Consider the following 7,630-nt stretch of genomic DNA (forward strand, 5'->3'; position numbering starts at 1 on the left):
GATGCTTTCTCGTTTTATGGATGGCCTTCAGCCCATCACGTCGCTACAGTCACACCCCAACATCCCGACGTTTAAACGTGCCGAGTTATACATTGGTGCAGCCCAAAACTTCCTCCAGAGAAGTCATGCCGAGTTTAACTTTGTACAAACCGGACTGACGCAGGCTTCTGACGCCTTCAACTTCTGCCTGGGCCGCGATCTCCAGGGCACTGCCGTCGCGCAGGACGATTCTCTGAATCTCCTCGGAAATAGGCATCACCTGATAAATGCCCAGGCGACCCTTGTAGCCATTGGTACACACGGAGCAACCCACCGGACGGTAAGGCGTCCAGGAACCATCGACCTCTTCTTCCTTGAACCCTGCTTGCAGCAAGGTTGCGCGCGGAATATCTGCCGGGGCCTTGCAGTTGGGGCACAGGCGCCGCGCCAGCCGCTGGGCCGTAATCAAAATGACGCTGGACGCAATATTGAAAGGGGCTATGCCCATGTTGCGCATGCGGGTCAGCGTCGATGGTGCATCGTTGGTATGCAGCGTGGACAATACTAAATGCCCGGTTTGGGCGGCCTTGATCGCGATATCGGCGGTTTCAATGTCACGAATTTCACCCACCATGATGATATCGGGATCCTGTCGCAAAAATGCCTTGAGCGCGACCGAAAAGGTCATGCCTGCCTTGTCATTCATGCTGACCTGGTTGACGCCCGGTAAAGTAATTTCAGCCGGATCTTCGGCGGTTGCAATGTTGACGCCCGGCTTGTTCAGGATATTCAGGCAGGTGTAAAGCGATACCGTTTTGCCCGAACCTGTAGGACCCGTGACCAGCACCATGCCGTAGGGCCGTTGAATAGCCTCCAGCAAGCGCTCTTTTTCAACCGGCTCGTATCCCAACGCATCAATGCCCAGTTTGGCGCTGCTCGGGTCCAAAATACGAATGACGATCTTTTCACCAAACATGGTGGGCAAGGTACTGACCCGAAAATCGATCACGCGGTCAGGACCGATCTTGAGCTTCATCTTGCCGTCTTGCGGCACACGCTTTTCCGAGATGTCCAGCTTGGAGATGACCTTGATACGCGCGGCCAGCTTCTCTTTGATGGCAACCGGTGGCGACGCAATTTCCCGCAACTCACCGTCGACACGAAAACGCACGCGGTAGCTGTGCTCGAAAGGCTCAAAGTGCAAATCAGACGCTCGCATGTTGAAGGCGTCAATCAACATTTTCTGCAAAAATTTGACAACCGGCGCGTCCTCGACTTCGGAAACGCTGGCACTGTTGTCTTCAGCTGCCACCGAATCGGAGGTCTCATCAAATTCGAAATCGTCGCCAATGATGTTTTCCATGGCCTCGGCGGCCGTGGTGCTGGACACCTCCACCAGCTTGGACAACTTGTCGTACTCTGCAATCACCCAATCCACACCCATCTGGGTGGAAAACTTGATCTTCTCGGCTGCATCCTGGTCCGAGGGATCGGCCGTCGCAACAATCAGCCGGTTGTTGCGCTTGCTCAGCACAACAATCCGGTAAGTCAGGCAAATCTTGCCGTCCAGCAGGCCTTTGGGCAGGCGCTGAAAGTCGATAGCATCGAGGTCCAGCAACGGCGCGGCAAATGCAGTGGACATGATATGCGCCAAGTCAAACGCAGACACGGCACCGGAACCGGTCAACTCAGCGATGAAACTGGTTCGCCCGGTTTGCGCTTTGCGGAAAATATCTTCAGCGGCTTTTTGGCCCAACTTACCCGCCGCCACCAAGGCCCGACCCAAACCGGGCAAAGCCATGGAAGATGCTTGGTTGATCGCAGTATCGACAACAGCCATTGTTCTCTATGTTTAGGTCAAATGGATATCATCGCTTATAGACTACAAGGTGTAAATCGAAACTACCCCTGCCATCGCGCCAGGCGTTGGAAGTATGCAAAAAACGCACATTAAAAAAATAAGGCCCTCCTGGTCGGGGTGAGAGGATTCGAACCTCCGGCCTCTACGTCCCGAACGTAGCGCTCTACCAGGCTAAGCTACACCCCGCCCCTTGACTGACACCCTCAGGAGCGCCTCGCCAGTAACTGGGAGGCCAACTGCGTCAATGCGTCACTGTAAGGGTTTTGCGGCATTGCTTGCAAGGCGTGCAGCGCCCGCCGTGCTTCCACGGCGGCCGCATCCCGGGTGGCTTGCAAGGCGCCCGTCTGTTGCACGATCGCAATGATCTCCGCCATCTGATCCGTCCCACCGGTTTCTATCGCCTGCCGGATAGTGGCACGCTCCAGCTCGGTGCCACGCTGCATTGCAATGATGAGGGGCAATGTCGCCTTGCCTTCGCGCAGGTCGTCACCCAGGTTTTTTCCCATTTCCGAAACGTCACCGTCGTAGTCCAGCACATCGTCAATGACCTGGAATGCGGTACCGAGCGCCTGCCCATAGTCTGCGCAATGTTGCTCGACCGATGCCGAAGACTGCGCCAGCAGGGCTGCCAGACGGGCACTGGCCTCAAACAGCTTGGCCGTCTTGGAGCGAATCACCCGCAGATAACCCTCCTCCGACAGCGTCGCATCATGCATATTCATAAGCTGCAGGACCTCACCTTCGGCGATCACATTGGTGGCCTCCGCAAGCGTTTGCATGATGCGCATATCGCCGGCATCCACCATCATCTGAAAGGCCCGGGAATACAGAAAATCACCCACCAGCACGCTTGCGGGGTTGCCAAAAGTCTCGTTCGCGGTAGCGCGGCCGCGGCGCAGCGTGGACTCATCGACCACGTCGTCATGCAGCAAGGTCGCGGTGTGGATAAACTCCACCACCGCCGCAAGGTTGTAGCGTTGCTCACCGCGGTAACCCAGGGCGCCGCACATCAGCAGCAGCAGCGCAGGGCGCAGACGCTTGCCGCCGGCAGCCACGATGTATTGCGACACCTGGCTGACGAGGGTGACTTCGGAGGTCAGTCGCCGCTCGATCACGGCATCCATTTCGCGCATGTCATCGGCTATCAGGGCAAGGGCAGCAGCAGTGCTTGAGGAATTGGCAGACAAAAGACAGTCCAGACGTTAAGTTTTGCCTGATTATAGAAAGCCCTTATCCTCACCCCTCCTCAGGCCAGAGACGACCTGATAAATCAGCCAGGGCTCGAATTTTGCCTTTTCCGATGCACCGTGCTAGAATCTCTGGCTCTGTGGGAATCCGTCCGCAGAACTCAATTTACGAGGTCTCACATGTACGCGGTCATAAAAACCGGCGGCAAACAATACAAAGTTGCTGCTGGAGAAAAAATTAAAGTAGAACAGATCACTGCGGACGTAGGCCAAGAGATCGTTATTGACCAGGTATTGGCTGTCGGAGAAGGCAGCACGATACAGGTTGGTACGCCCTTGGTGTCCGGCGCAACTGTTACAGTCACTGTCGTGGCTCACGGCAGGCACGACAAAATTCGCATTTTCAAAATGCGCCGTCGCAAGCACTACCAAAAACGCCAGGGTCACCGGCAAAACTTCACTGAACTGCTTATCGGCGCCATCGTCGGTTAATCAGTAAAGTACCAGGAGTAACGAAAAATGGCACAGAAAAAAGGCGGCGGCTCTACGCGAAACGGGCGTGATTCACAGCCCAAAATGCTGGGCGTCAAGAAATTTGGCGGCGAAGTGATCAACGCAGGCAGCATCATCGTGCGTCAGCGTGGCACCAAGTTCCACCCAGGCGTCAATGTCGGCATCGGCAAAGACCACACCCTGTTTGCACTGGTGGATGGTTCGGTATCCTTTGCTATCAAGGGCGCGCTGAACAAGCACACTGTCAATGTGACTCCGGCGTAAGCTGATCACTTCGATGGCATCGAAGCCCCGACCTGTCGGGGCTTTTTTGTTTGTAAACTGCCCCCAAGTAACCATCTCCTACGCACTCCCCATTCCATCATGAAATTTGTTGACGAAGCTTATATTGACATTGCCGCTGGCGATGGCGGGAGCGGCTGCGTCTCGTTCAGCCACGAAAAATACAAAGAGTTCGGTGGTCCGAACGGGGGTGATGGCGGACGCGGCGGCCACGTGTATGCCGTCGCGGATATCAACCTGAACACCTTGGTTGATTTCCGTTTCTCGCGCCGCCACGAGGCGCGCAATGGCCAGCACGGCATGGGCTCGGACATGTTTGGCGCCAAGGGCGACGACGTCATCCTGAAAATGCCGGTCGGCACCATCCTTACCGATTCAGAAACCGGCGAAGTGCTATTTGAGTTGCTGGTGCCTGGCGAGCAAATCCTGATCGCCAAAGGGGGCGATGGCGGTTTTGGCAATCTGCGCTTCAAGAGCTCAACCAACCGCGCGCCGCGCAGCAAGACACCAGGCTGGCCCGGTGACCGGAAAAGTCTGAAGCTTGAGCTGAAGGTGCTGGCCGATGTCGGCCTGCTCGGCATGCCCAATGCAGGAAAATCCACCTTTATCTCAGCAGTCTCCAATGCCCGGCCACGCATTGCCGACTATCCTTTCACCACTTTGCACCCCAACCTGGGTGTGGTCCGGGTCGGCCCTGAACAAAGCTTTGTGGTGGCTGACTTGCCGGGTCTTATTGAGGGCGCTTCAGAAGGTGCGGGCTTGGGGCATTTGTTTTTGCGGCACCTGCAGCGCACGCGTCTGCTACTGCATATTGTCGATTTGGCACCCTTCGACGAAAACGTGGATCCAGTCGCCCAAGCCAAGGCCATTGTGGGCGAGCTCAAAAAATACGATGACGCGCTTTCCAAAAAACCACGCTGGCTGGTGCTCAACAAGCTCGACATGGTCGACGCCGATCACCGCGCTGCCGTTGTCAAGGATTTCGTCAAGCGCTTCAAGTTCAAGGGCCCTGTCTTCGAGATTTCAGCACTGACGCGCGAGGGCTGCGAACAGCTCGTCAAGACGATTTACCAGCACGTCAAAGAAGTCCAGAAAAGCGAGCAACCCGAGGAAGAAATCGATCCACGATTTGTCGAGCTGCCACCCGAGCCGCAATAACCTCCTGTTTCTGACTGACTCCCTGGCGGCGCAAGGCAGCTCTTGCTATATAAAACATAGCTGCTTGCGCCCATACACAATGGGCTAAAGCCTTAAAGTACTAAAAATGCAAGCTCCTGCAGCTTCTCCTGTTCTGCGCAACGCCAGGCGCATTGTGGTCAAAGTGGGCTCCAGCCTCGTGACCGACGAAGGCCGCGGCCTCGATGCAGTCGCCATCGGTCAATGGTGCGAACAGCTGGCCGCCCTGGTTAAAGACGGGCGCGAAGTCATCATGGTGAGCAGCGGCGCCATCGCCGAAGGCATGAAACGCCTGGGCTGGACCACCCGCCCCAAAGCCATCCATGAGCTGCAGGCTGCCGCTGCCGTGGGCCAGATGGGCCTGGTCCAGGTGTATGAAACCAAACTGAGGGAAAACGGCGTTGGCAGTGCGCAAGTGTTGCTCACGCATGCCGACCTGGCCGACCGCGAGCGCTACCTCAACGCCCGCTCCACCCTGCTGGCCTTGCTTCAGCTGGGCGTGGTGCCGGTCATCAACGAGAACGACACCGTCGTCAATGACGAGATCAAGTTTGGCGATAACGATACCCTGGGCGCCTTGGTGGCCAACCTGGTCGAAGCCGATGCGCTGATCATCCTGACCGACCAAAAAGGCTTGTACACCGCCGATCCACGCAAGGACCCCGCAGCGCAATTTGTGCGCGAAGCCAAAGCTGGCGATGCGACCCTGGAAGCCATGGCGGGCGGCGCCGGGTCCAGCATAGGCCGGGGCGGCATGATCACCAAGATCCTGGCCGCAAAACGTGCAGCGGGTTCAGGCGCCTCCACCGTCATAGCCTGGGGCCGCGAGCCGCAAGTCCTGATCCGGTTGACCCAGGGCGAGGCCATTGGGACGCTGCTGGTGGCGCAAACCCAAAAGATGCAGGCCCGCAAGCAATGGATGGCCGACCACCTGCAACTGCGCGGCGCCGTCACGGTGGACGCAGGCGCGGCCAGCAAGGTACGCAACGAAGGCAAGAGCCTGCTGCCCATTGGTATGACTGCGGTGCAGGGCGATTTTTCACGCGGCGACGTGATTGCCGTCAAGGATCCTGACGGCACAGAAATTGCTCGGGGCCTGGCCAACTATTCAAGCCCCGAAGCCAGTCTGATTTGCCGAAAGGCATCATCAGAATTCGAAAAACTACTGGGTTACACCGGTGAGCCCGAAATGGTTCATCGCACCAACCTGGTTCTCAGCCGATAAAAAGCCTGGCAAAGCTCCCGCCCGTACCGCATCTGGCTGTGAGTCTGCTGTTCAAATTCCCCTTAGTTCTGGCCATTCAGTCGGCTGACGATGGCCTGAACCGAGGACGCGGGCGCCGCGTTGTCGCAGGCAGCGGCCTTGGCGAATTGCAATGCATGCCTGGAGGATGCGCCGTCAAAGAGAGAGCGCCACTCGGCGTTGGCCACCATGCGCCATCGGCCGTTCGATGAATAGCGTGCATACGTCTTGAATTCACCGGTCGCGCAGCGTATACCTTCATACATGACGTTTTTGGCGCCACTGGCACTGGTCGCCACCATCACGTAGCGCACCACGCTGTCACTGTTGGAAATACGGATGGACGCCGGGTCGACACCATAGACCAGAGATGCGTTGGGAGACACGTCAAACGCAATGAGTTTATTGCTATCAAAGGCGGGCGGTGGCGGCACGTCAACTTCTTTCCAGTCAGGGTTGTCTACCGCACGCTGAGCCCAGACCGCACCCGTCAGGCCGATCAAAACCGCACCAAGAATCACAAAAAACGGTTTTGATTTCACGTTTTCGTCGTCCCGGGATCCACACCAAAGCTGGTTTGTGGATCAGGTTCAAAGGTCGCGCCAGGCGGCAACTCAAACAGGAAGCCCTGTCCGGGTGCAGGAGGCCGCACGGCCTGTGCCAGGCCCGCGCTGCCTTCACCGGCGCAGTTCAGCGGCTGATCACGCTGGTGCAGGCCAGCGCGCAAGTACCGGCTGCGATGATCGGGGCGGTCAAACCGAAATTCACAACGTGGCACGAAGCGCGACAGTTCCGTGAGCGCCATTTCGTACACGCCCCGTTTGAACTCCACCACGACATCGAGCGGCACCCAGTAGTCGTTCCAGCGCCAGGCATCAAACTCCGGATGATCTGTTGCGCGCAGGTTCAGGTCCCAGTCGTAACCGACCAGTTGCAGCAGGAACCAGATTTGTTTCTGGCCTTTGTAATGTCCGCGCGCATCGCGGCGGATAAACCGGTCAGGCACCTCATAGCGCAACCAGTCTCGGGTACGGGCCAGCACCTGAACGTGCTGCGGGTGCAATCCGACCTCCTCATGCAACTCGCGGAACATGGCTTGCTCGGGATTTTCGCCCCGGTCAATACCACCCTGCGGAAACTGCCACGAGTGGGTACGGATACGTTTGCCCCAAAATACCTGACTTCTCTGGTTGAGCAAGATGATGCCGACGTTGGGCCGAAAGCCGTCCCGGTCAAGCATAATCAAACCTCAATTTTTTAAACTGAGTCCATTATGCACAGCAGAATGCTCAGAGCCAAGCGCACGCCGGGGCGGCAGTCCCAAAAACCTCACGAAGCCCGGAAAAACCATCCATGAAAGCCTCCCAGTTCTTCATTTCCACCCTCAAG

The 7,630-nt window shown here is 57.2% G+C and carries 8 protein-coding genes and 1 tRNA gene; 4 read left to right on the forward strand and 5 right to left on the reverse strand.

The features are described from left to right. Positions 1-85: 85 nt before the first annotated feature. From pilB to Q8K05_RS17325, 3 genes are all read right to left on the reverse strand, one after another. Entirely contained in the window at positions 86-1,819 is a 1,734-nt protein-coding gene (gene pilB / locus Q8K05_RS17315; RefSeq protein ID WP_305247853.1) for a type IV-A pilus assembly ATPase PilB, read from the reverse strand. Between the two features lie 130 nt (positions 1,820-1,949). After that, a tRNA-Pro gene (locus Q8K05_RS17320) sits at positions 1,950-2,026 on the reverse strand. A gap of 17 nt (positions 2,027-2,043) precedes the next feature. Then, positions 2,044-3,027 carry a polyprenyl synthetase family protein gene (locus Q8K05_RS17325; protein WP_305247854.1) on the reverse strand — a complete coding sequence of 328 codons (984 nt, stop codon included), beginning with the start codon at positions 3,025-3,027 and terminating at the stop codon, positions 2,044-2,046. Between the two features lie 180 nt (positions 3,028-3,207). Between Q8K05_RS17325 and rplU the strand changes: the two genes are divergently transcribed. The 4 genes from rplU to proB all read left to right on the forward strand — a co-directional run bounded on the left by rplU (position 3,208) and on the right by proB (position 6,223). Continuing rightward, the gene (gene rplU, locus Q8K05_RS17330; protein WP_305247855.1) at positions 3,208-3,519 is read left to right on the forward strand and encodes a 50S ribosomal protein L21; all 312 of its coding nucleotides are present in this window, start codon (positions 3,208-3,210) and stop codon (positions 3,517-3,519) included. A gap of 27 nt (positions 3,520-3,546) precedes the next feature. Then, positions 3,547-3,804: a 50S ribosomal protein L27 gene (gene rpmA, locus Q8K05_RS17335; RefSeq protein ID WP_091998773.1), complete on the forward strand. Its 258-nt coding sequence runs from the start codon at positions 3,547-3,549 to the stop codon at positions 3,802-3,804. Positions 3,805-3,903: 99 nt separating this feature from the next. After that, entirely contained in the window at positions 3,904-4,980 is a 1,077-nt protein-coding gene (gene cgtA / locus Q8K05_RS17340; protein ID WP_305247856.1) for an Obg family GTPase CgtA, read from the forward strand. A gap of 106 nt (positions 4,981-5,086) precedes the next feature. Continuing rightward, on the forward strand, positions 5,087-6,223 hold the full coding sequence (gene proB, locus Q8K05_RS17345; protein ID WP_305247857.1) for a glutamate 5-kinase: 1,137 nt from the start codon (positions 5,087-5,089) through the stop codon (positions 6,221-6,223). A gap of 62 nt (positions 6,224-6,285) precedes the next feature. On the opposite strand, the gene Q8K05_RS17350 is transcribed toward proB, so the two are convergent. Continuing rightward, positions 6,286-6,783 carry a CNP1-like family protein gene (locus tag Q8K05_RS17350; RefSeq protein WP_305247858.1) on the reverse strand — a complete coding sequence of 166 codons (498 nt, stop codon included), beginning with the start codon at positions 6,781-6,783 and terminating at the stop codon, positions 6,286-6,288. After that, a complete protein-coding gene (locus tag Q8K05_RS17355) occupies positions 6,780-7,481 on the reverse strand; it encodes an RNA pyrophosphohydrolase (RefSeq protein ID WP_305247859.1) in 702 nt (233 codons plus the stop codon). Before Q8K05_RS17355 ends, Q8K05_RS17350 begins: the two co-directional genes overlap by 4 nt. Positions 7,482-7,630 lie beyond the last annotated feature (149 nt).

Source organism: Polaromonas sp. (assembly GCF_030682935.1).
Classification (GTDB): Bacteria; Pseudomonadota; Gammaproteobacteria; order Burkholderiales; family Burkholderiaceae_C; genus Polaromonas.

What these genes read in the sequence shown, in the direction of transcription:
- pilB (WP_305247853.1), bottom strand. Translation starts at nt 1,819, where the DNA reads ATGGCTGTTGTCGATACTGCGATCAACCAAGCATCTTCCATGGCTTTG.
- rplU (WP_305247855.1), top strand. Translation starts at nt 3,208, where the DNA reads ATGTACGCGGTCATAAAAACCGGCGGCAAACAATACAAAGTTGCTGCT.
- rpmA (WP_091998773.1), top strand. Translation starts at nt 3,547, where the DNA reads ATGGCACAGAAAAAAGGCGGCGGCTCTACGCGAAACGGGCGTGATTCA.
- cgtA (WP_305247856.1), top strand. Translation starts at nt 3,904, where the DNA reads ATGAAATTTGTTGACGAAGCTTATATTGACATTGCCGCTGGCGATGGC.
- proB (WP_305247857.1), top strand. Translation starts at nt 5,087, where the DNA reads ATGCAAGCTCCTGCAGCTTCTCCTGTTCTGCGCAACGCCAGGCGCATT.
- Q8K05_RS17355 (WP_305247859.1), bottom strand. Translation starts at nt 7,481, where the DNA reads ATGCTTGACCGGGACGGCTTTCGGCCCAACGTCGGCATCATCTTGCTC.